At 69.6% G+C, this 21414-nt stretch carries 18 protein-coding genes; 9 read left to right on the top strand and 9 right to left on the bottom strand.

Translation table 11 applies throughout. The features are described from left to right. Positions 1-155 precede the first annotated feature (155 nt). Both OC490_RS15390 and OC490_RS15385 read left to right on the top strand, forming a co-directional pair. Positions 156-1085, top strand: coding sequence for a 5'-3' exonuclease (locus OC490_RS15390; protein ID WP_262058640.1), 930 nt, complete (start codon positions 156-158; stop codon positions 1083-1085). Between the two features lie 89 nt (positions 1086-1174). Then, positions 1175-2014, top strand: a complete 840-nt coding sequence (locus OC490_RS15385; RefSeq protein WP_262058477.1) for a siderophore-interacting protein — start codon at positions 1175-1177, stop codon at positions 2012-2014. A gap of 169 nt (positions 2015-2183) precedes the next feature. Here OC490_RS15385 and OC490_RS15380 read toward each other — a convergent pair whose 3' ends face one another. The 3 genes from OC490_RS15380 to OC490_RS15370 all read right to left on the bottom strand — a co-directional run bounded on the left by OC490_RS15380 (position 2184) and on the right by OC490_RS15370 (position 4790). Next, positions 2184-2960 (bottom strand): ABC transporter permease, encoded by a 777-nt coding sequence (locus tag OC490_RS15380; protein WP_262058476.1) that lies wholly within the window; start codon positions 2958-2960, stop codon positions 2184-2186. Next, positions 2957-3985 carry an ATP-binding cassette domain-containing protein gene (locus OC490_RS15375; protein ID WP_262058475.1) on the bottom strand — a complete coding sequence of 343 codons (1029 nt, stop codon included), beginning with the start codon at positions 3983-3985 and terminating at the stop codon, positions 2957-2959. Before OC490_RS15375 ends, OC490_RS15380 begins: the two co-directional genes overlap by 4 nt. A 184-nt stretch (positions 3986-4169) precedes the next feature. Next, positions 4170-4790: a PadR family transcriptional regulator gene (locus OC490_RS15370; protein WP_262058474.1), complete on the bottom strand. Its 621-nt coding sequence runs from the start codon at positions 4788-4790 to the stop codon at positions 4170-4172. A gap of 222 nt (positions 4791-5012) precedes the next feature. Here OC490_RS15370 and OC490_RS15365 point away from each other — a divergent pair, with 222 nt between their 5' ends. The 3 genes from OC490_RS15365 (at position 5013) to OC490_RS15355 (ending at position 9092) form a co-directional block, all read left to right on the top strand. Next, positions 5013-6545 carry an amino acid permease gene (locus OC490_RS15365; RefSeq protein WP_262058473.1) on the top strand — a complete coding sequence of 511 codons (1533 nt, stop codon included), beginning with the start codon at positions 5013-5015 and terminating at the stop codon, positions 6543-6545. A 378-nt stretch (positions 6546-6923) separates the two neighbouring features. After that, entirely contained in the window at positions 6924-8039 is a 1116-nt protein-coding gene (locus OC490_RS15360; protein ID WP_262058472.1) for a terpene synthase family protein, read from the top strand. A gap of 108 nt (positions 8040-8147) precedes the next feature. Continuing rightward, positions 8148-9092, top strand: coding sequence for an RluA family pseudouridine synthase (locus OC490_RS15355; RefSeq protein ID WP_262058471.1), 945 nt, complete (start codon positions 8148-8150; stop codon positions 9090-9092). A gap of 17 nt (positions 9093-9109) precedes the next feature. Here OC490_RS15355 and OC490_RS15350 read toward each other — a convergent pair whose 3' ends face one another. The 6 genes from OC490_RS15350 to OC490_RS15325 all read right to left on the bottom strand — a co-directional run bounded on the left by OC490_RS15350 (position 9110) and on the right by OC490_RS15325 (position 14591). Then, complete coding sequence (locus OC490_RS15350) at positions 9110-10588, bottom strand: cytochrome P450 (protein ID WP_262058470.1); 1479 nt, start codon at positions 10586-10588, stop codon at positions 9110-9112. A 53-nt stretch (positions 10589-10641) separates the two neighbouring features. After that, on the bottom strand, positions 10642-11262 hold the full coding sequence (locus tag OC490_RS15345) for a GTP-binding protein (RefSeq protein WP_262058469.1): 621 nt from the start codon (positions 11260-11262) through the stop codon (positions 10642-10644). Then, positions 11243-11641: a DUF742 domain-containing protein gene (locus tag OC490_RS15340; protein ID WP_262058468.1), complete on the bottom strand. Its 399-nt coding sequence runs from the start codon at positions 11639-11641 to the stop codon at positions 11243-11245. Before OC490_RS15340 ends, OC490_RS15345 begins: the two co-directional genes overlap by 20 nt. Continuing rightward, on the bottom strand, positions 11638-12045 hold the full coding sequence (locus OC490_RS15335; protein WP_019066134.1) for a roadblock/LC7 domain-containing protein: 408 nt from the start codon (positions 12043-12045) through the stop codon (positions 11638-11640). The genes OC490_RS15340 and OC490_RS15335 overlap by 4 nt, the downstream gene beginning before the upstream one ends. Further along, a complete protein-coding gene (locus OC490_RS15330) occupies positions 12042-13625 on the bottom strand; it encodes a sensor histidine kinase (RefSeq protein ID WP_262058467.1) in 1584 nt (527 codons plus the stop codon). The genes OC490_RS15335 and OC490_RS15330 overlap by 4 nt, the downstream gene beginning before the upstream one ends. Before the next feature lie 330 nt (positions 13626-13955). Beyond that, positions 13956-14591 carry a TetR/AcrR family transcriptional regulator gene (locus tag OC490_RS15325; protein ID WP_262058466.1) on the bottom strand — a complete coding sequence of 212 codons (636 nt, stop codon included), beginning with the start codon at positions 14589-14591 and terminating at the stop codon, positions 13956-13958. Positions 14592-14765: 174 nt separating this feature from the next. Here OC490_RS15325 and OC490_RS15320 point away from each other — a divergent pair, with 174 nt between their 5' ends. From OC490_RS15320 to atzF, 4 genes are read left to right on the top strand one after another with little or no spacing between them, the layout of a single operon-like run. Then, on the top strand, positions 14766-15590 hold the full coding sequence (locus OC490_RS15320) for an urea amidolyase associated protein UAAP1 (RefSeq protein ID WP_262058465.1): 825 nt from the start codon (positions 14766-14768) through the stop codon (positions 15588-15590). Continuing rightward, the gene (locus OC490_RS15315) at positions 15587-16186 is read left to right on the top strand and encodes an urea amidolyase associated protein UAAP2 (RefSeq protein ID WP_262058464.1); all 600 of its coding nucleotides are present in this window, start codon (positions 15587-15589) and stop codon (positions 16184-16186) included. Before OC490_RS15320 ends, OC490_RS15315 begins: the two co-directional genes overlap by 4 nt. Then, positions 16183-19692 (top strand): 5-oxoprolinase/urea amidolyase family protein, encoded by a 3510-nt coding sequence (locus OC490_RS15310; protein ID WP_262058463.1) that lies wholly within the window; start codon positions 16183-16185, stop codon positions 19690-19692. Before OC490_RS15315 ends, OC490_RS15310 begins: the two co-directional genes overlap by 4 nt. Positions 19693-19712: 20 nt before the next feature. After that, entirely contained in the window at positions 19713-21368 is a 1656-nt protein-coding gene (atzF, locus tag OC490_RS15305; protein WP_262058462.1) for an allophanate hydrolase, read from the top strand. The last annotated feature ends 46 nt before the right edge of the window (positions 21369-21414 follow it).

Below are 21414 nucleotides of genomic sequence, written 5' to 3'. Positions count from 1 at the left end.
CAACCAGCACCGCTCCGCAGCCGCGCCTGCCCCTGCGTTCCGCGCGCAAACGCAGAGTGGTCCAGCTCACCGGCCGGTCGTCCGTCTCACCGGCCGGCCGTGTTCGTCTCTCCGGGTGACAGGCAGAGGTGGTCGTCGGGCCGTCGTGCGGCATGATGCGTGACGTGACCGGACGACTGATGCTCCTCGACACCGCCTCGCTCTACTTCCGCGCCTACTTCGGCGTCCCGGAGTCCGTGAAGGCACCGGACGGGACGCCGGTGAACGCCGTGCGCGGGCTGCTCGAATTCATCGACCGGCTGGTCAAGGACCACCGTCCGGACCAGTTGGTCGCGTGCATGGACGCGGACTGGCGGCCCCAGTGGCGGGTCGACCTGATCCCCACCTACAAGGCGCACCGCGTCGCCGAGGTGCGCGAGAGCGGCCCGGACGCGGAGGAGGTGCCGGACACCCTCTCCCCGCAGGTCCCGATCATCGAGGCCGTCCTCGACGCGGTCGGCATCGCCCGCGTGGGCGTCGAGCCGTACGAGGCGGACGACGTGATCGGCACGTTCACCGCGCACGCCAAGGGCCCGGTCGACATCGTCACCGGTGACCGCGACCTGTACCAGCTCGTCGACGACGCCCGCGGTATCCGCGTCCTGTATCCGATCAAGGGTGTCGGCACGCTCCAGCTCACCGACGAGTCCGTGCTGCGCGAGAAGTACGGAGTCGACGGCCGGGGGTACGTGGATCTGGCGCTGCTGCGCGGCGACCCCAGCGACGGTCTGCCGGGGGTGCCGGGCATCGGCGAGAAGACGGCGGCGAAACTGCTCGCCGAGTTCGGTGACGTGCCCGGGATCATGGCCGCGATCGACGACCCCAAGTCCAAGCTGACCCCTTCGCAGCGCAAGCGGCTCGACGAGGCGCGGCCCTATGTCGCGGTCGCGCCCAAGGTCGTACGGGTCGCGGACGACGTACCGCTGCCCGATGTCGACCCCGCCCTGCCGCGCGCCCCGCGTGATCCGGAGTTGGTGGGCGCACTGGCGGAACGCTGGGGGCTGGGCGGATCATTGCAGCGACTGCTGACCACGCTGGGCGCGTAAGCATTGTTCTTGCCCTCGTTTTCTTGCCTTTCACAGAGAATGTAGTGCTAGCTTAGGTAAGCCTAAGCATGGGAATTCGGGAGGCTGTCATGGCAGAACGTCCGGCACGGAAGCCGCGTAAGCCCCACTCCGCGCAGGTCGTCCGCACCGAACGGCTGACCCCCCACATGCAGCGCGTGGTGCTCGGTGGCGAGGGTCTGGCCGAGTTCTCGGCGGACACCTGCACCGACCATTACGTGAAGCTTCTCTTCCCGGCCGGGGGCGCCACCTACCCCGAGCCCTTCGACATGGAGCGCATCCGCGCCGAGTTCCCGCGCGAGCAGTGGCCGGTGACCCGGACCTACACCGTGCGCGCCTGGGACGCCGAACACCTCGAACTCACCCTGGACTTCGTCATCCACGGCGACGAGGGCCTGGCCGGCCCGTGGGCGACCCGCGTCCAGCCGGGCGAGTCCGTCCTCTTCATGGGCCCCGGTGGCGCCTACGCCCCCGACACCGACGCCGACTGGCATCTGTTCGCCGGGGACGAGAGCGCACTGCCCGCGATCGCCCGCGCCCTGGAGTCGCTGCCCGAGGGCGCTACGGCCCACGCCTTCGTGGAGATCTCCGGGCCCGAGGAGGAGCAGAAGATCGACTCGGACATCGAGGTCGTCTGGCTGCACCGCGGTGACCGTCCCGTCGGCGAGACACTCGTGGAGGCCGTACGGGCCCTGGAGTTCCCCGAGGGCCGGGTGCACGCGTTCGTGCACGGCGAGGCGGCCTTCGTGAAGGACCTGCGGGCCCTGTTGCGGGTCGAGTCGGCGATCCCGCGCGAGGACCTGTCGATCTCCGGCTACTGGCGGCTCGGCCACAACGAGGACGGCTGGCAGGCCTCCAAGCGGGAGTGGAACGCGAAGATCGAGGCGGAGCAAGAAGGCGTTGCCGCGTAGGTGCGCCAACGGGGGTGCCACGACGGGCCATTGGTATGTCCGGCGCCGTCGTGGCTGGTCGCGGCCACGCGGCAGAGCCGCACATGGGCACAGCCCCGCGCCCCTTTGGGAGCGCCCCTTCGGGACACCTCCTTCGGGACACCTCCTTCGGGACACCTCCTTCGGGGCTCTACACCGACCGTTGATACGACCTGAACGTACGTATCGACAGCCACACCGCCACCACCGCGAGCCCCAGCAGCGCGCCGCCCCGGCTGAGTACGTCACCCCAGTCGGGATGCTCGGACATCGCCGAACGGCCCGCCACCATCGCCCAGTTGAGCGGGTTGAAGTCTGCGATGTGCCGCATCCACGAGGGCATCTGCGAGGGCGCCATGAAGGCGCTGGACAGGAACGTCAGCGGCAGCAGCAGGAAGGTGTTGATGCCGATGATCGACTCCCGCTCCTGCACCAGCATCCCGAGCGCGTTGGACAGCGCCCCGAATATCGTGCCGAGCAGCACCGAGGCGACTGTCAGGATCGCGATGCCGCCGACGCCGCCCGGATAGTCGGCGCCGCCGAGCAGTCCGAGCAGCACGATGACCATCGACTGGAACGCGGTCACCAGGCCGTTGTTGACGACATTGCCGTTCATCAGCGCGGCCCGGCTGACCGGAGTGGTCAGGAAGCGGTTGAGGGTGCCGCGCTGGATCTCCTCCAACGTGCCCATCCCCGCCCACATGTTGGAGCTGAGCGCGCTCATCACGACCACACCGGGGACGAGGTAGTCCAGGTACGAGGTGGTGCCGAAGCCGCCGAGTTCGACGACCTTCTTGAAGAGGTTGCCGAAGAGGAACAGCCAGATCACCGGCTGGATGAGAGTGATGATCGCGAAGGCGGGCTGCCGCGCGAACACCATGAGTTGACGCTGCGTCATGTACCAGGTCTGGGAGACGGCGGTGCTCATCGCACACCTCCGGCGACCGCGAGCTGCTCGGCGCTGTCCGCGTCGGCCTCGGAGTAACGGCGGCCCGCGTAGCGGAGATAGACGTCGTCGAGCGAGGGGCGGGCAACGGTCGCGGCGGCGACCCCGACCCCGACGCGCTCGAACGCCGCCAGCAGGACGGGCATCGCGGCTGCTCCGTCGTCGGCGCGGGCACTGACCCGGCGTCCGTCGACCAGCACCTCGTGCACGCCGGGCAGTCCGACGAGGGCGCTCCTGAGCAGCGTACGACCGGCGTCACCGACGGCTTCGCGCAGCTCCAAGTGGACGGCGTCGCCCCGGAGTTCACCCTTGAGTGAGTCGGGGGTGCCCTCCACGACGACCCGGCCGCGGTCGACGATCGCGATGCGCTCGGCGAGCCGGTCGGCCTCTTCGAGGTAGTGCGTGGTGAGCAGGATGGTCAGCCCCTCCTCCCCCGCGAGCCGGCCGATCTCGTCCCACATCGCGGTGCGGGCCTCCGGGTCGAGACCGGTGGTGGGCTCGTCGAGGAACAGCACTTCGGGCCGGTGCACCAGGCCGAGCGCCACGTCCAGGCGGCGGCGCATTCCGCCGGAGTAGCCCTTCACCGGGCGCCTGGCGGCATCGGCGAGGGTGAAGCGGTCGAGGAGTTCGTCCACCCGCCGCGTGAGGGCGGCGCCCTTCAAGCCGTAGAGCCTGCCCTGGAGTTGGAGGTTCTCGCGGCCGGTCGCCGTCGGGTCGGCGCCCGAGTTCTGGGCGACCACGCCGATCGCGCGGCGCACCCGGTCCGGGTGGCGCAGCACGTCGTGTCCCGCGACGGTGGCCGTGCCGGAGTCGGGCCGGGCCAGGGTGGTGAGGATCTTGACGGTGGTGGACTTGCCGGCGCCGTTCGGCCCGAGGAGGCCGAAGACGGTGCCGGGTTCCACGGTGACGTCCATGCCGTTGAGGGCGGTGACGTCGCCGGGATAGGTCTTGATCAGTTGGCGCGCCTCGACCGCGGGCGCACGGGTGCTCGTACGAGTACTGCTCATGTCGACTGCTCTCCATGAATGAGCGGATGTGAGTGTGAAAGGTCACGACTGATCCGCGTGCAGAGCGCCGGGCTATCCTGGGTGTGCCGCACCTCGATCGCCTGGCTTGCCGCACGGCGGGTCGGTCTCGGGGTTCGTGACCCCGGCAGGGCTGCTGCAACAGCCCGGTCGGGGTCAGTCCTCGCTAGCTGAACTCCGTTGGCTGCTCCCCCGTTTCGTGGAAGTGGCGCCAGCCTTCGACGCCGAGCATCGAGCCCTTTCTGAGCTCTTCCAGCAGGCCGCGGACCCACTCGGTCTGCGCCTCGGTCATGTGCAGCTGGTACTCGACCTCGACGAGGAAGAGTCGGGGCACCGATTCGTAGAGCTTCTCCAGCGCTCCGCGCTCGCCGGCCGCCTGCACCTCCAGGTTCTTCACCCGCTCCTCCAGCAGCGTCGCCGCCTCGTCGGGGTGCAGGGCGCCCAGCAGTGAGAGGGCCGTCTCGAAGATGGGGAACTCCTTGACCGGGCGGGCCAGCAGCTCCGACAGCCACTCGGTCATCTCCTCGCGCCCGGCGCCGGTCAGGCCGTAGACCGTGCGCTCGGGGCGGTTGCCCTTGCGCTCTATGTCGGCGACCTCGACGAAGCCGTGCTTCTCCAGGTTCTGCACGACCGTGTAGAGCGAGCCGTAGTTGATCTTCGTGCTGGTGTCCTTGCCCTGGCGGCGCAGGGTCTGGGCGATCTCGTACGGATGCATGGGGCCCTGGCAGAGGGTCACCAGCACGGCGAGTGCCAGCGGGTTGCTGAGCTTGCGACGCTTCGCGGCCACGGGGACCACCACCTCCACCCACACCTCGCATCCGGATATTCGTGACCGAACATATCGCGAGTCACCGCGGAACGTCAATACACGATGTATCGCGATTTTGCGGCGAGGGCAAGGGCGTGAGGACTTGGGCCCGCCATGGACACGGTCGCGTGACGCGTCCGAAACAGGCCGTCCCTAATTTCTGTCACCCGACAGGAATTCGCGCCGAAGGCAGGTGCCGCCGTGGCCACAACCACCCCCTCCGACGTACGCCCCGATCCGCCCCACTCCCCCGACGACGGCTCCCTCGCCGAGTTCGGCTACCGCCAGGAGCTGCATCGCAGCCTCGGCCGGTACGCGTCGTTCGCGGCCGGGTTCTCCTTCATCTCCGTACTGACGACCGTCTTCCAGTTCTTCGCCTTCGGGTACGCGTTCGGCGGCCCGGTCTTCTTCTGGGCCTGGCCGATCGTGCTGGCGGGCCAGTTGCTGGTGGCGGCCTGCTTCGCGGAACTGGCCGCGCGCTACCCGATCTCGGGCGCGATCTACCAGTGGTCCTCGCGCCTCTCCACCGCGACCTTCGGCTGGTTCGCCGGCTGGATCATGGTGATCGGCCAGATCGTCGTCGTAGCGGCGGCGGCGCTCGCGCTCCAGATGGTGCTGCCCGCCATCTGGTCGGGCTTCCAGCTGGTGGGCGGCGACCCCGCGCCCACCTCACCGGACGGCGCCGCCAACGCGGCGGTCCTCGGCGTGATCCTGCTGGTCCTGACGACGCTGGTGAACATCCTCGACAACCGCGTGATGTCGGTGATCAACCGGGTCGGGGTGACGGCCGAGATCATCGGCGCGATCCTGATCGTCGTCCTCCTCCTGACCCACTCGAAGCGCACCCCGAGCATCACCTTCCACACGACCGGCAGCCTGGAGGGCGGCCTGCTCGGCGCGCTGCTGGTGGGCTCGTTCACGGCGGCGTACGTGATGATCGGCTTCGACAGCGCGGGCGAGATGAGCGAGGAGACCCACAACCCCCGCCGCACCGCGCCCCGCACGATCCTCACCGCGCTCGGCGCGGCGGGCCTGCTCGGCGGCCTCATCATCCTCGGCGGCCTGCTCGCCGCGCCCAGCCTGACCGACGGCCACCTGGGCGTCGACGGCCTCAGCTACGTCCTGACGAGCCGCCTCGGCGACGGCGTCGGCAAGGCCCTGCTGGCCGACGTGGTGGTGGCGATCGCGGTGGCGACCCTGGCCATCCAGACGGCGGCCTGCCGCATGCTGTTCTCAATGGCCCGCGACGGTCAACTCCCGTTTTCCGCCCGCCTGTCCAAGGTCAACCCCCGCACCGGAATGCCCAGCGCCCCGGCCCTGGTCGTGGGCGTCCTCGCGGCGGCCCTGCTCCTCCTCAACTTCGCCTCCCCGGACGCGTTCCTGGCCATCGGCACCACCTGCATCGTGATGCTGTACCTGGCCTACGCGATGGTCACGGGCCCCCTCCTGCTCCGCCGCCTGCGCGGCGAGTTCACGACAGAGGGCACGGACGAGACGGGCGCCCGGCTGTTCTCCCTGGGCCGCTGGGGGGTGCCGGTCAACGCCCTGGCGCTTCTCTACGGCCTGATCATGACCGTCAACCTGGCGTGGCCCCGGGCCGCGGTGTACGACCCGGCGGGCGGGCACTGGTACTTCCAGTGGTTCACGGTGTTGTTCTTGGGGGTCACGGTGGGGGTCGGGGTCCTGTATCGGCTGACGCGGGCACAACGGGTGCGCGCTGCCGAAGGGACTTGATCCGCCGAACCGAGTGCGGGACTGGAAGCCACCACGGACGATCAGCACCAAGCCGGCCTGGACCGACGTGGTGCTGATCAGTCTCCACGACTGAATACAGCCCATCCGGTTTCGGCCATGCAATCTTTACGGCGTTTCCCCCGCAGCCGACAATGGCCTGCCAGGCGAGATCATCTCGCCGGCGGGCCGGTACCGGGCCCGCTGTAGCGTCGAAATCGCGCCCTCGCTCACGGTCGGCCCCACTGCCAGAATCGAGCACAAATTCCCATCCGACAGGGACAGTTGGTGCTGCCGCGAGAGGATGGTCCCGGGAACCGATATTTTGTGGCCAGAAGTAGCTGTTCCAAAAAGAGTCCAACATCTCGCATCATAAATTATATGAATAGCGACACGTTCACACGGGAGTTGTCAGTTCCAAGTGTGTTGTGCCCTTTTCCGGTCACGTACGACGAGACGGCGGCCGACAGGGCGGACGCGGAAATCGCCGCTTGGGCACTGAGCCTTGATCTCTTCCCGGGGCAACGGAGTGAGCTGAACGGATACCGGTTCGGCACGTTCGCGGTGTTGACGCACCCGGACGCAGTCGATCATGACCACCTGATGCTCGCGGCCCGCAACATAACCGCCCTCTTCGCCGCGGACGATCACTATTGCGACGAGGGAGTCGAAGGCGTCCGTCTCGCCATGAGCGCCTCACGCCTCGCGGCGTCGCTGACCGCACTGGAAAACGGCTCCCGGCTGCCCGACTGCCCCTCGGTCGAAGGCTTTGTCGGCGATGACCCGGTGGCACGTGCGCTCCGTGAGACCGCCGAGCACATCACACGCTTGGGCACGGCGGCCCATGTGGGCCGTCTGCGCCACGAGACGATCGCCACCTTCTTGGCGATGGCGGCGGAGAACGCCTGGCGTATCGCCGGGCACGTTCCCGATCCCGCGGAGTACCTCGCTCATCGCAAGTACAACGGGGCCATGGCCTGTCTGGTACTGATCGATGTCGTCGGCGGCTACGAACTGCCCGTCCGTGACTGGGAAGAGCCCGGCGTTCGTTCTCTGTCGCTCGCCGCCTCATTGATGATCATGCTGGTGAACGACCTGTATTCGGTCGCCAAGGAAAGCACCGACATCGGCAGCCACAGCTTGCCCACCGTGCTCTCCGCACGCCACGACTGGACCCTCGAACGGAGCATGCGCGCGACAGGCGAGCTCCACGACCGCCTCATGCGTGCGTATCTGCGGCTGGAACCCGAGGTCGCCCGCCGTGCCTCGCCCGAACTCGCCCGCTATCTCGCCGGACTGAGGCACTGGATGCGGGGAAATCTCGAATGGCACACGCTTACCGGGCGACACAACCATCGCGTGGGACGCCCCACCCCGAAGACGGGGCCCCAAGGTCCCATTCATGACCGGATCGAGGCCGACGCGCGCGACGTGCCCGCCCTCGGTGTCTGCCCACACTGCGGAGACCTTCATGCCCCGGCCACAGCTGTCGCATAGACCGACCCGAAGGAAGTGTTGCCAGGGGCAGCTCTCCGACCTGCGGTGAGAGAACTGCCGGGCGATGACGGGCGGGGCGGCACACCGCACCCCCTCGTATACTCAGGCGTGGTCAGACGCCGTAACCCGCTCCCGCCGTCTCCCCTGCCGCAGCGTAGTGGGGTGGATGCGGTGCGGGTGCGGTTGCCGGCCGGGGACGCGTGGGCGACCGTACGGGATCATCTCGTGGCGCGGCTCTCGGCCGACGCCGGGGTGATCGACACCATGCTCGGCGAAGGCCGAATCGTGGATGTCACCGGGCGTCCGGTGCCGCGGGACATGGCGTACGTGCCCGGGATGTACGTGTGGTTCCACCGGGAACCGCCCGACGAGGAACAGGTGCCGTTCGAGATCGAAGTCCTTTACCAGGACGAGCACTTGGTGGTGGCCGACAAACCGCACTTCCTGGCCACCACTCCACGCGGCAGCCATGTCACCGAGACGGCCCTGGCGCGGCTGCGGCTCCGGCTGGGCATTCCTGCGCTGGGCGCCGCCCACCGGCTGGACCGGCTGACGGCCGGGCTGGTGCTGTTCACCGTCCGCCCCGAGGAGCGCGGCGCGTATCAGTCGCTGTTCCGGGACCGGCGGGTGGCGAAGGAGTACGAGGCGGTGGCACCGTACGACCCCGCGCTGGCCCTGCCCCGCACCGTGCGCAGCCGGATCGTCAAGGAGCGCGGGATCCTCGCCGCCTTCGAGGTCGAGGGCGAGCCCAACGCCGTCAGCCGGGTCGAGTTGCTGGAGCACCGTGACGGACGCGCGCGGTACCGACTGTTGCCGCAGACCGGACAGACGCACCAACTGAGGGTGCACATGAGCGCGTTGGGAGTGCCGATCCTCGGTGATCCCCTCTATCCGGTGACGGCCGGCCCCGTGCCGGCCGGTGACTTCTCCCGCCCGCTCCAACTGCTGGCGCGAGTGCTGGAGTTCACCGATCCGGTCACGGGGCACGAGCACCGCTTCGTCAGCCGGCGGACACTGCGGTCCTGGCCCTCCTACGAGGAGTGGGCAGGGTAGTTCCGTGCCCGGTCGACTCACTCACCGCGCCACCAGCGCAGGAAACGCTGGAACACGCCCGGCCTACGGATCGATTTGGGCGCCGCCGGGCGCGTGGGCTGGGCGGCCGGGACGGCGGTTTCCTGGCTCCTGGGCTGTGGCTGCTCCTCTCCCACCGGCCAGTTGTTCGGTCGTGGCGACGGCACCGCCCTGACGGCAGGCCCCTCCATGACCTCCTGTGGGCTCTTCGGCTCGAACTTCACCGGCAGTTCCACGAGATGCCGGTTCGCGACGGATGACCGCCAGCGCAACTCACCCTCCTCGCAGGCGAGTTGGATGTCCGGTACGCGGGCCAGCAGTGCGTCGACGCCGACATCGGCGATGGCACGACCGATGTCCTGGCCCGGACACCCGTGGGGTCCGCCGCTGAACGCGAGATGGGAGCGGTTGCCCTGCATATTGGCCTTGAGGTCGGGTCGAACGCGTGGGTCGACGTTGCCGGGTGCCATGCCGAGAAGGAGTCCGTCGCCCTTGCGGATGCGCTGGCCGCCCAATTCGGTGTCCTGTTTGGCGATATAGGCGAAAACCGTGCTGAACGGCGGCTCGTCCCACAGGGACTGCTCGACCGCCTCGGGCACGGTCATCTGGCCGCCGTTCAACTGGGCGCGGAAGCCCGGATCGGTAAGTACCACACGCAGCACGTTGGCCAGGAGGTTGGCGGTGCTCTCGTACGCGACGATCAGAATGAGTCGCAGATGATGGCCGATCTCCTCGTCGGTGAGCCCCGCCGGGTGGTTGACGAGGTGGCTGGTGAAGTCGTCCCTGGGTTCGGCCCGGCGCCGGGCGGTGAGCCGCATCAGGGCGTCCATGACGTACTGGTTGCTGATGATCGCGGTCTCGGTGCCCTTGAGCATGTCGCGGGCGGCCTGCACCAACCGGTCGCCGTACTCCTCGGGCATGCCGAGGATCTCGCACATCACCGCCATCGGCAGATGTTCGGAGAACTGGGCCACCAGATCGGCCCTGCCCTTCGTGATGAACTGGTTGACGAGGTGCTGGGTCGCACGGTTGATGTGGCGGCGGATGCCCCGGTGGTCGATGGTCGACATGGCGCCGGTGACCGCGCTGCGCAGCCGCAGGTGCTCGTCTCCTTCGGCGTGGGCGCACATGGGCTGCCAGGCGAAGTGCGGCATCAGCGGGTGGTCGGGCTTGACCGTGCCGTCGAGCATCGGGGTCCACAAACGGCTGTCCTTGCAGTACTGCGTGGGGGTACTCACCATGTGCAGGTTCTCGCCGTGACCGAGAACGATCCAGATCGGCACGTCCTCGTGGAGGAGCGCCGGGGCCACCGGGCCGTGTTCGGCGCGGAGTTGCTCGTACACGGCTCCCAGGTCCTCGGCCTCGGGGCCGTAGAGCCGGCGCAGCCCGCCTGGGCCCGTGCCATGTGCGGGGCAACCTGAGGGCGGCCCGAGCATGGGGTCGTGCGTACCGGTCGGGGAGTGGGATTCAGGCGTCACGGTGATCGCTCCGAAAGTGAAGTGGATTCGGTGCCAGCAGAGTTGACGGACCGTCAAGCAGACGTCTTCGTCATCTCCAGGGAGTGCAGGAAGCGCATCAGCGCCATGAGCGTGTCGCGGCTGGAGGCCCGGCGGCGTGCGTCGCACTCCACGATGGGAATCTCCGGCGCCAGGTCGAGTGCCGAGCGCAGGTCCTCGATCGGGTAACGGGGTGCGTCCGGAAAGGAGTTGACGGCGATGACGAACGGCACCCCCTGCTCCTCCAACCGTCCTATAACGTCGAAGCTCACTTCCAGGCGTCGGGTGTCGATCAGCACCACCGCGCCGAGCGCCCCTTCGAAGAGGCCGTTCCACAGGAACCAGAAGCGTTCCTGGCCGGGGGTGCCGAAGAGGTACAGCACAAGTTGCTCGGTGATGCTGATGCGGCCGAAGTCCATGGCGACGGTGGTGGCCGTCTTGGTGTCCGAGCCGTAGTTGTCGTCGACTCCGACGCCGGCCTGCGTCATGGTCTCTTCCGTGGTCAGCGGCCTGATCTCGCTGACCGAGCCGACCATGGTCGTCTTGCCGACCCCGAAGCCGCCGACGATCACGATCTTCGCCGCGGCCTGGGCCGTGGACGGGAGATGGTCCTCCGTTCGTGGACCCGTGATGGTGTCAGAGCTTTTGAAGTCCATGCATCACCGCTTCGAGGAGGGAACGGTCGGGGAGCGCCTGGCGGACGATCGGGGCGCGCGCCTGCACCAGTTCGGCCGCCAGCAGCTCGGTGAGCAGGACGGTCACCACGCTGTACGGCAGATTGAGGTAGGCCGACAGCTCGGCCACGGACAGCGGGGCGATACAGAGCCGGAGCAGCGCCGCCTGCTCAGGCGTGGCGGACTGCGGCACGTCGGTGCGAGCCACGATCAGCGTGACCAGGTCGAGTTCGGCGCGGTCGCCGTCCTCGGTGGCGCCGGTCAGCACGTACAGCCGTTCCGGGATCTTTCCTTCGCCCTGTTTCCCGGCGGGCTGCGGTTCTTCCCTTGGATGTCGCCGCCGGCGTTGCGGAGGAGTCATACGGTCTGCCCGTTGCGCCTCGGCGGGCTGGTGAGGTGGGCGCCGATTCTGACGACGAGGTCGCGCATGCGGTTGCTCATCAGGCCGGGCTCGGCGACCACGTCGGACAGGACCGCCAGGTATGCGTTGGCACCCGCGGCCATCAGGTAGAAGTAGCCACCGTTGATCTCGATGATGACCATCTTCATGCGGCCGTCGCTGCCCGGGATCTCGGAGGCGACGGCACCCGCCAGGCTCTGCAGTCCGGCGCAGGCCGCGGCGACACGGTCTGCCGCGTCGGGGTCACCGCCGTAGCGGGCGATGCGCAGTCCGTCGGCGGAGAGCACCACGATCTGCTGGATGCCAGGCACGCCGTCGGCGAGATCCTTGAGCATCCAGTCGAAGTTGGCTCGCTGCTGGATCACTTGAGATCCCCCTCGTCGTCGGCCTCGACACGGGCCGGCTCAGTCTTCTGGGTGAAAGCGGTGGGGTCCGGGTCGCCCTTGAGGCCTTCCATGAACGCCTCGACCCACAGGCCCGGTTCGGGCTCTTTCTCTTCCGGCTCGGGCTGGGGCGCCCCCCAACCGGATCCGGCCTCCCGTGCGGCAGCCTCGGCGCGCTCGGCGGCGGCAGCCTCGGCATAGCGCTGCGCGAGCGGGATCTTCACCCGGCTGCGGCGCTGCGGCAGGCCGCCCGTCGTCCACTCGGTGACCTCGGGGACGTCGTCCTCCATGGGCACCGAGCCCGCGATGCGCGGGTTCGTGGGCCGACGGCGCTTGATCGTCCGCTTGGGGCCTTCCACGGCTCCGAGCTCCACCTTGGGCAAGGCGGTGGCGCCGATGCCGTGGGCGAGTCCGGGAGCCGTACCGGCGGTGAGCATCTCGCTCGGCACGACGAGCACGGCGCGGACCCCGCCGTAGGCCGAGGCACGCAGTGAGATCTGCATGTTGTACGCGGCGCAGAGCCGGCCGACGACGGCGAGGCCCAGGCGAGGGCTCTCACCGAGGTCCTGCAGGTCGGTGCCGGCCTTGGCCCGTTCCAGCATGCCCTCGGCACGGGCCCGGGACTCCTCGCTGAGGCTGACACCGCCGTCCTCGATCTCGATGGCAACACCGGTCTGCACTTCTACGGCAGTGACGTGCACCTTGGTCTGCGGAGGCGAGTAGCGGGTGGCGTTGTCCAGGATCTCGGCGGCCGCGTGGATGACCGGTTCGACGGAGATGCCGCGGATGTTGACCTTGGCGATGGAGTGCAGCTCGATGCGCCGGTACTCCAGGATGCGGGACATCGCGCCACGCAGCACGCTGTACAGCGGTACGGGCTCGGGCCACTGGCGTCCGGGGCGGCCGCCTCCGAGCACGGAGATGGAGTCGGCGAGGCGGCCGATCAGCGCGGTGCCGTGGTCGATGCGCAGGAGGTCGTCGAAGACCTCGGGGTTGCGGCCGTGGTCCTCCTCCATCTCCCGGAGTTCCTTGGCCTGTTGGTGGACGATGGCCTGGACGCGCCGGGCGATGCTGACGAAGGAGCGCTGCGCGGAGTCGCGCATGTTCTCCTCGCGTTCCACGATGCCGAGCACGGTCCTCAGCAAGTCGCGCTGCGGCGCGGGAAGTTGCCGCCAGTCCGGATCGGTGTCGACGACTTGGCGAATCACCTCTCCGGGGGATTCTCCGCTGCTGAGCCGGTACAGCGCCGCGGGCAGGATCTCCGTGCCGAGGCGGACCGTCTCCTGGTTCTGGTCGGCGATCCGCTGTTCCAGATACGCAGCGTGACGGTCGTGTCGGGCGCGTTGGTCCCGGAGGCTGCGTCCACGGCGTACCGCTTCGGCCGCCGTGGCGATCACCAGGAGCGTGGCGACGGCTCCGCAACAGCCGACGGCGAGCCGGGCCGGCCCCGCCACCAAGGCGACGGCGGCTCCGGTCGCCGCGGCCATGACTATGGCGGGCAGCAACAGCACGCGCGCGTAGGGAAGTTCACGGTCACCGGGAGGCGATTGAACACTCACCATGTATGCCCTCTGAGACGGGTCGGCTGGGGGTTGGGGGGAGCTTCTATATCTTTTGCATGTTTGGGAACAAACGCACGAATACAGCCCAACTCGGTGCGCTGCGGGCGAGCTTAGTCCGACCGGATCATCGCTGTGTCATATTCAGCAAGCCCCTGAAAAGGGACAGGGAAGAGGAGTACGCTCAACCCATTTACACGCTGCGCCACCGTTCGAACACGACACGTGACGGTGAACGGGCATGCGGAAATCACTCACCGTAAGGAGTGAAGCCCCGATTCCGGCCCCGAATCCGACTGGGCTTCCGACCCGGTTTCCGGCAGCGCTTCCGGCTCAGATCCCCGCGATGCGCAGCGCCGCGTCGGCCGTCGCCTCCGCGAAGGCGGACACCGGGCGCTCGGGGTCGGAGCGGTGCACCAGGATGACGCCCTCGATGAGCCCGAACAGCAGATCCGTGCGCAACTCCAACTCGCTTTTCGCGAGCGCCCCGCCGGCAGCGGTCGCGGCGAGCAACTGCCGGTAGGCGTCCTTGAGTTCGGCGCGTACGGCATGGAAGCCGGCGAAGCGCTCGGCGCGCACCTCGGGCAGCAGATAGAGCCCGCCGAGGTTGTGCGTGCCGCCGCACAGCAGCTCTACGTCGGTGCGGCACAGCTCCCACAGCCGGTCCCCGGCCGGGGTGACGTCGTCCGCGAGGAGTTCCCGGGCGCAGGTCAGCGAGGGCGTGACCGTGGACTCCAGGAGGTCCGCGAGGAGTTCCTCCTTGCCGGAGACGTAGTGGTACATGGACGCCTGCCGCATCCCCGCGAGTTCGGCGACGGCCCGGGTGGTGGTGGCCGCGTAACCGCGGGTGGTGAACAACTCGGCCGCCGCGGCGAGCAGTTCGGCGCGCGGGGACAGTCCGCTGTCCGGCCGCTGATCGGCCCGCGGCCTGCCTACCCGGCGTCCGCCCGTGGCTCCCGTGGCTCCCATGGCTTCGATCCTCGCACACGGCACCCCACGCCGACCGTGCGGTGATCTTGGTGAGGGCTCGGTAACCGACCGGCAACACCCGGGCAACCCCGGCGACCCGGCCGCCTCCTAATTTCTGTCGAGCGACAGAAATGTCGTACGACCCAGACGTTCCCGCAGCCGGAGGTCCCCGCGATGGCGACAGCGACCACTTACGGAGCCCGCGCCCACGCCCGCGCCCAGGAGGGCACACGTGCCGAGGCGATGCCCGTCGTCCCGGCCGCCGACTGGCCGGCCCCGCCCTGCGCGGCGGGCCACCTGGTGTGGGCCGAGACCGTCGCGGGCGGCAACTACACGCACCGCGTCCTGGCCCGCGGCACCGAACTCCGCCTCACGGACCTGCGCGGCGACGCCTGCGCCCATCTGCTCCTGCACGCGGCCGACCGCCCCTGGGAGCGACTGAACGTCGCCGACACGGTCAAGGTCCAGTGGAACGCCTACCTCGGCGAGGGCCAGCTCCTCCTGTCCGACCAGGGCCGCGTCCTCGCCTCCCTCGTCGCCGACACCTCCGGCCGCCACGACGCCCTGTGCGGCACCTCCACCCTCGTCCGCAACACCGAGCGCTACGGCGACGGCACCCCGCAGTCCGACTCCCCCGCCGGCCGCGAGCTGTTCAAACTGGCCGCCGCCAAGAACGGCCTGGAGCCCCGCGACCTGCCACCGTCCCTCTCCTTCTTCCAGGGCGTCGAGGTCCGCGACGACGGCTCCCTCGACTTCACCGGCTCGGCCGGCCCCGGCGGCAGCGTGACCCTGCGCGCCGAGCAGGACGTGACCGTACTGATCGCGAACGTGCCCCACCCGGCCGACCCGCGCGCCGACTACGTCAGTACCCCGCTGGAGGTACTGGCCTGGCGCGCCGAGGCCACCGGACCGGGCGACCCGCTGTGGGAGGCCACGCCCGAGGGCCGCCGCGCCTTCCTCAACACCACCGAATTCCTCGCCGCGAGGGGGCTCGCATGAGCACGACCGTCGTTCCCGCACGCGCCGCCTGGTCCGCCGTCGTCCGCACCGGCGAGACCCTCACCATCACCGACCTGCACGGCAACCAGGCCGTCGACTTCCTCGTCTACGACGCCCACGACACGTCGGTCCGCTACAGCGCCCCCGACACCATCCACGCCCAGGGCGGCATCTTCCTGACCACCGGCAGCGTGCTGATGTCGAACGAGCACACCCCGCTGATGACCGTCACCGAGGACGAGGTCGGCCGGCACGACACGGTCGGCGGCGCCTGCTCCAAGGAGTCCAACACCCTGCGCTACGGCCATCACACCTGGTCGCAGCACGCCTGCGTGGACAACTTCCTCGCCGAGGGCGCCAAGTACGGCCTGGGCAAAAGGGACTTGGTGTCCAACATCAACTGGTACATGAACGTGCCCGTTGAGAAGGACGGCACCCTCGGCATCGTCGACGGCCTCTCCGCACCGGGCCTGAAACTGACCCTGCGCGCCGAACGCGACGTCCTCGTCCTGGTCTCCAACTGCCCCCAGATCAACAACCCTTGCAACGGCTTCGAGCCGACGGCCGTACAGATGACGATCGGAGTCTCTGGATGAGCTTCGACACGCTGCTGATCGCCAACCGGGGCGAGATCGCCGTCCGCATCATCCGCACCGCCCGCGAACTCGGCCTGCGCACGGTCGCCGTGTACTCCGACGCCGACCGCTCCGCACCGCACGTACGACTCGCCGACGAGGCGGTACGACTCGGCCCGGCGCCCGCGAAAGAGTCGTACCTGGACGCCGACTTGGTCCTCAAGGCGGCCAAGGACACCGGCGCGGGGGCGATCCACCCCGGCTACGGCTTCCTCTCCGAGGACGCGGCCTTCGCCCGGCGCTGCGAGGACGCCGGGATCGTGTTCGTGGGCCCGACGCCCGCCCAGCTGGAACTGTTCGGCGCCAAGCACACGGCACGCGCGGCGGCCGAGGCGGCCGGCGTCCAACTGGCCCCGGGCACAGGCCTGTTGGCGGACCTGACCGAAGCGCTCGCCCAGGCCGCGCTCATCGGCTACCCCGTCATGCTCAAGGCGACCGGCGGAGGCGGCGGTATCGGTATGTCGGCATGTCACTCCGCCGATGAACTGGCCGAGTCCTGGGAACGGGTGCAGCGCGTGGCCGCCGCCTCCTTCTCCTCCGCCGGCGTCTTCCTGGAACGCCTCGTCGAGCACGCTCGCCATGTCGAGGTACAGGTCTTCGGCGACGGCGAGGGCGGGGTCGTCACCTTCGGCGACCGCGACTGCTCCCTCCAGCGCCGCAACCAGAAGGTTGTCGAGGAGGCCCCCGCACCCGGACTCCCCGGCCACATCCGCGACCAACTGGCGGCGAGCGCCCGTGACTTGTGCGCCTCGGTCGGCTACCGCTCCGCCGGAACCGTCGAGTTCGTCTACGACGCGGGGCGCGAGGAGGCCTACTTCCTGGAGGTCAACACCCGCCTCCAGGTGGAACATCCGGTCACCGAGGAGATCTACGGCGTCGACCTGGTCGCCTGGATGCTGCGCCTGGCGCGCGGCGAGCGTGACGTCGTCCGCGACCCGGGCAGCCCGCGCGGCCACGCCGTCGAGGCCCGCGTCTACGCCGAGGACCCGTCCCGCGAACACCGGCCCAGCGCTGGCCTGTTGACCAGGGTCGAGTTCCCGCACGGCGTGCGTGTCGACGGCTGGGTGGAGACCGGCACCGAGGTGACGACGTCGTACGACCCGATGCTCGCGAAGGTCATCGCCTACGGCTCCGACCGCGCCCACGCTCTCCGCCGGCTCGACGAGGCGCTGGCCCGCACCCGTGTGGACGGCATCGAGACGAACCTGGGCCTGGTCCGGGCGGCCCTCGCCGAGCCGGACTTCCGTACGGCCGCCCACTCCACGGCGACCCTCGCCACCGTCACCGACCCCACGCCCCGCATCGAGATCGTCGCGGGCGGCACCCTCACCACGGTCCAGGACTGGCCCGGCCGCACCGGTTACTGGCAGGTCGGCGTCCCTCCGTGCGGCCCGATAGACGACCTCTCCTTCCGCCTCGGCAACCGCGCGCTCGGCAACGAGGAGGGCACCCCCGGTCTCGAATGCACGCTCCAGGGACCGACGTTGAGGTTCACCCACGCCACCACGGTGTGCGTGACGGGCGCCCCGGCACCGGTGACGGTCGACGGCGTTCCGGTCCCGCAGTGGGAGCCGGTGACGGTGCCTCCAGGTGCCGTACTGGAGATCGGCGCACCGGCCGAACACGGCCTGCGGACCTACGTGTTGTTCGCCGACGGCCTGGACGTACCCGCCTTCCTCGGCAGCGCGAGCACCTTCACCCTGGGCCGCTTCGGCGGCCACGGCGGCCGGGCACTGCGCACCGGCGACGTCCTGCACGGCGGCACGGTCGCCGAGGGCACACCGGTACCGTCCGCCGACCGCCCGGCCTTCGGCACCGTGTGGAACGTGGCGGCGGCCGAAGGCCCGCACGCGGCACCGGAGTTCTTCACCGAGGACGACATCCACGACTTCTACGCGGCCGACTGGAAGGTCCACTTCAACTCGGCGCGCACGGGTGTCCGGCTGGTCGGCCCGAAGCCGCGCTGGGCCCGCACCGACGGCGGCGAGGCGGGCCTGCACCCGTCCAACATCCACGACACCCCGTACTCGGTCGGCGCGGTCGACTACACGGGCGACATGCCGGTACTCCTGGGCCCCGACGGCCCGTCCCTCGGCGGCTTCGTCTGCCCGGCGACGGTGATCAGCCAGGAGCGCTGGAAACTGGGCCAGTTCAGGCCCGGCGACACCGTCCGCTTCCGCCCGGTGAACGTCGACGGCTCACCCCGCCCGTCCATCGTGGACGGCGGAATACTCGCCCGGGACGGAGACGTCACCTTCCGCCGCAGCGGCGACGACAACCTCCTGGTCGAATTCGGCCCCATGCAGCTGGACCTGGCGCAGCGCATGCGCGTCCACGCCCTGATGGAGGCGGTGTCGGAGGCGGACTTCGAGGGCGTCACGGACCTCACCCCGGGCATCCGCTCCCTCCAGATCCAGACGGACCCGAGCCGTCTCCCCCAGTCCGAACTCCTCACCTCCGTAAGGGAGATAGCGGCGGCACTCCCGCCCACCGACCAGCTGATCGTCCCCTCCCGCACGGTCCACCTCCCCCTCTCCTGGGACGACCCGGCGACCCGCGAGGCCATCGCCCGCTACATGGCGGGCGTCCGCGACGACGCCCCCTGGTGCCCCTGGAACATCGAGTTCATCCGCCGCGTCAACGGCCTGGACTCGGTCGAGGACGTCTACGGCACGGTCTTCGACGCCGAATACCTCGTACTGGGCCTGGGAGACGTCTACTTGGGCGCCCCGGTGGCGACCCCGCTGGACCCGCGCCATCGCCTGGTCACCACCAAATACAACCCGGCCCGTACCTGGACCGCCGAGAACTCGGTCGGCATCGGCGGCGCGTATCTCTGCATCTACGGCATGGAGGGCCCCGGCGGCTACCAGTTCGTGGGCCGTACGACCCAGGTGTGGTCGGGCTGGCAGCAGCGCGGCGCGTTCGAACCGGGCTCGCCCTGGCTGCTGCGCTTCTTCGACCGCATCAAGTGGTATCCGGTGGAGGCGGACGAACTCCTCGAACTCCGGGCCGACATCATCTCCGGCCGTTTCGTCCCGCGCATCGAGGAGGGCACGTTCTCGCTCGCCGAGTACGAGGCGTTCCTCGGCGAACACGCCGAGTCCATCGCGGAGTTCAGGTCCAGGCAGCAGACCGCGTTCGGCGCGGAACGCGATGCCTGGGAGGCGGCGGGCGAGTTCACCCGGGCAGAGGCGGCAGCCGCACCGGCCCCACCACAGGCCGAGGTGACGATCCCGGTCGGCGGACGCCTGATCGAGGCCGAATTCGCCGCCTCCGTCTGGCAGTTGAACGTCGAGCCCGGCGACGAGGTGACCGTCGGCCAACCCCTCCTGGCCCTTGAGGCGATGAAGATGGAATCCAGGGTCCACGCCCCGATGACCGGTGTGGTGGCCGAGATCCTGGCCAGGCCCGGCGACCAGGTCGAAGCGGGCACGGCGCTCCTCGTCCTCGCCCCCGCAAGCTGAACAGCAAGGAGCACCAAGAGATGTCGACCACCGTGTCCCGAGTCCGTGCCGCCTACGCCCGTATCGAGGCCGTGGACCGCCCCGAGATCTGGATCGACCTGCGCCCGCGGGCGGACGTCGAATCCGAAGCGCGGGCGATCGACGAGCGGGTGGCAGCGGGCGAGCAACTCCCGCTCGCGGGCCGCCTGTTCGCGGCCAAGGGCAACATCGACGTGCACGGCCTTCCGACGACGGCGGGCTGCCCGGCGTACGCCTACGAGCCGGAGACGGACGCCCCGGTCGTCGCCCGGCTGCGCGCGGCCGGCGCGATCGTGCTCGGCACCACGAACCTCGACCAGTTCGCCACAGGGCTGGTCGGCACCCGCTCCCCGTACGGCGCGGTCCGCAACGCCCATGACCCGGCGCGGATCAGCGGCGGCTCCAGCGCCGGTTCGGCGGTCGCCGTGGCCCTGGGCATCGTCGATTTCGCCCTCGGCACCGACACGGCGGGCTCGGGCCGGGTCCCCGCCGCCTTCAACGGCATCGTCGGCCTCAAGCCCACCCGGGGCCTGGTCCCGACGACGGGAGTGGTCCCGGCCTGCGCCTCGATCGACTGCGTGACGGTCTTCGCCCGCACCCTCCCCGAGGCCGAACAGGCCCTGTCCTTCATGACCTCCCCATCCGACCGTGACCTCCCGTCCCTCCCCCAGCGCACGCCGGGCCCGTGGCGGATCGCGGTAGCGGCAAGGGATCAACTGGGCGAGCTGGACGAGGGCTGGGCCGAGGCATACGAGGCGGCGGTGGAGCAGCTCAGGGACGCGGGCGCCGAGATCCGCACCCTCGACCTCGCCCCCTTCACTGAAGCGGCGGCCATGCTCTACCAGGGAGCGTTCGTGGCCGAGCGCTACACGGCAGTGGGGAGCTTTGTCGACAAGGCGGTAGCGGACGGCATCGAGGGCCTGGACCCCACCGTCACCGGCATCATCACCCGCGCCCGGGACATCCCGGCCCACCAGCTGTACGCCGACCAGGAACGCCTCGCGACCCTCCGCACCCGGGCCCTGTCGGAACTGGCCGACGCGGACGCCCTGTTGCTCCCGACCACACCGGGCCACCCCACCCTGGCCGAGGTGGCGGCCGACCCCCTGGGGGCCAACGCCCGCCTGGGCCGCTTCACCAACTCCACGAACCTCTTCGACCTGGCGGCGGTGGCAGTCCCCTCGGGCAAGGTGAGCGGGTTGCCCTTCGGCGTGATGCTGATCGGCCCGGCGTTCACGGACAGCCGCCTGGCGCAGATCGCGCGCGAGCTGGAACCGCCGGTCCAACTGGCAGTCGTAGGAGCCCACTTGACGGGCCAGCCCCTCAACCCCCAACTCCTGTCCCTGGGCGCCCGTCTGGACCGCACGACGACAACGGCCCCGGTGTATCGCCTGCATGCCCTGGCGACGACGCCGCCCAAGCCGGGCCTGGTACACGTGGGCAGTGAGGGCGGCGCGTCGATAGAGGCGGAGGTGTGGCGCCTACCGGCGAAAGGCTTGGGCAAGCTACTGGCCGCACTCCCCCGCCCGATGGCCCTGGGAAGCGTGGAGTTGGCAGACGGCACGAGGGTCCCGGGCTTCCTGTGCGAGCCGAGTGCGCTTTCCGACGCAGACGACATCACGAACTACGGTTCCTGGCGAACCTACGTGAACCGGTAGTCCGTTAGGGGCGCGGGGCCGTGTCGATTTGCGGCTCCGCCGCGTG

Origin of the sequence: Streptomyces sp. STR69, from assembly GCF_024519455.1 — a bacterium.
In the GTDB taxonomy this organism is placed as follows: Bacteria; Actinomycetota; Actinomycetes; order Streptomycetales; family Streptomycetaceae; genus Streptomyces.
Note: the sequence above shows the minus strand (reverse complement) of the source record. Positions and strands in the feature narration are given on the sequence as shown.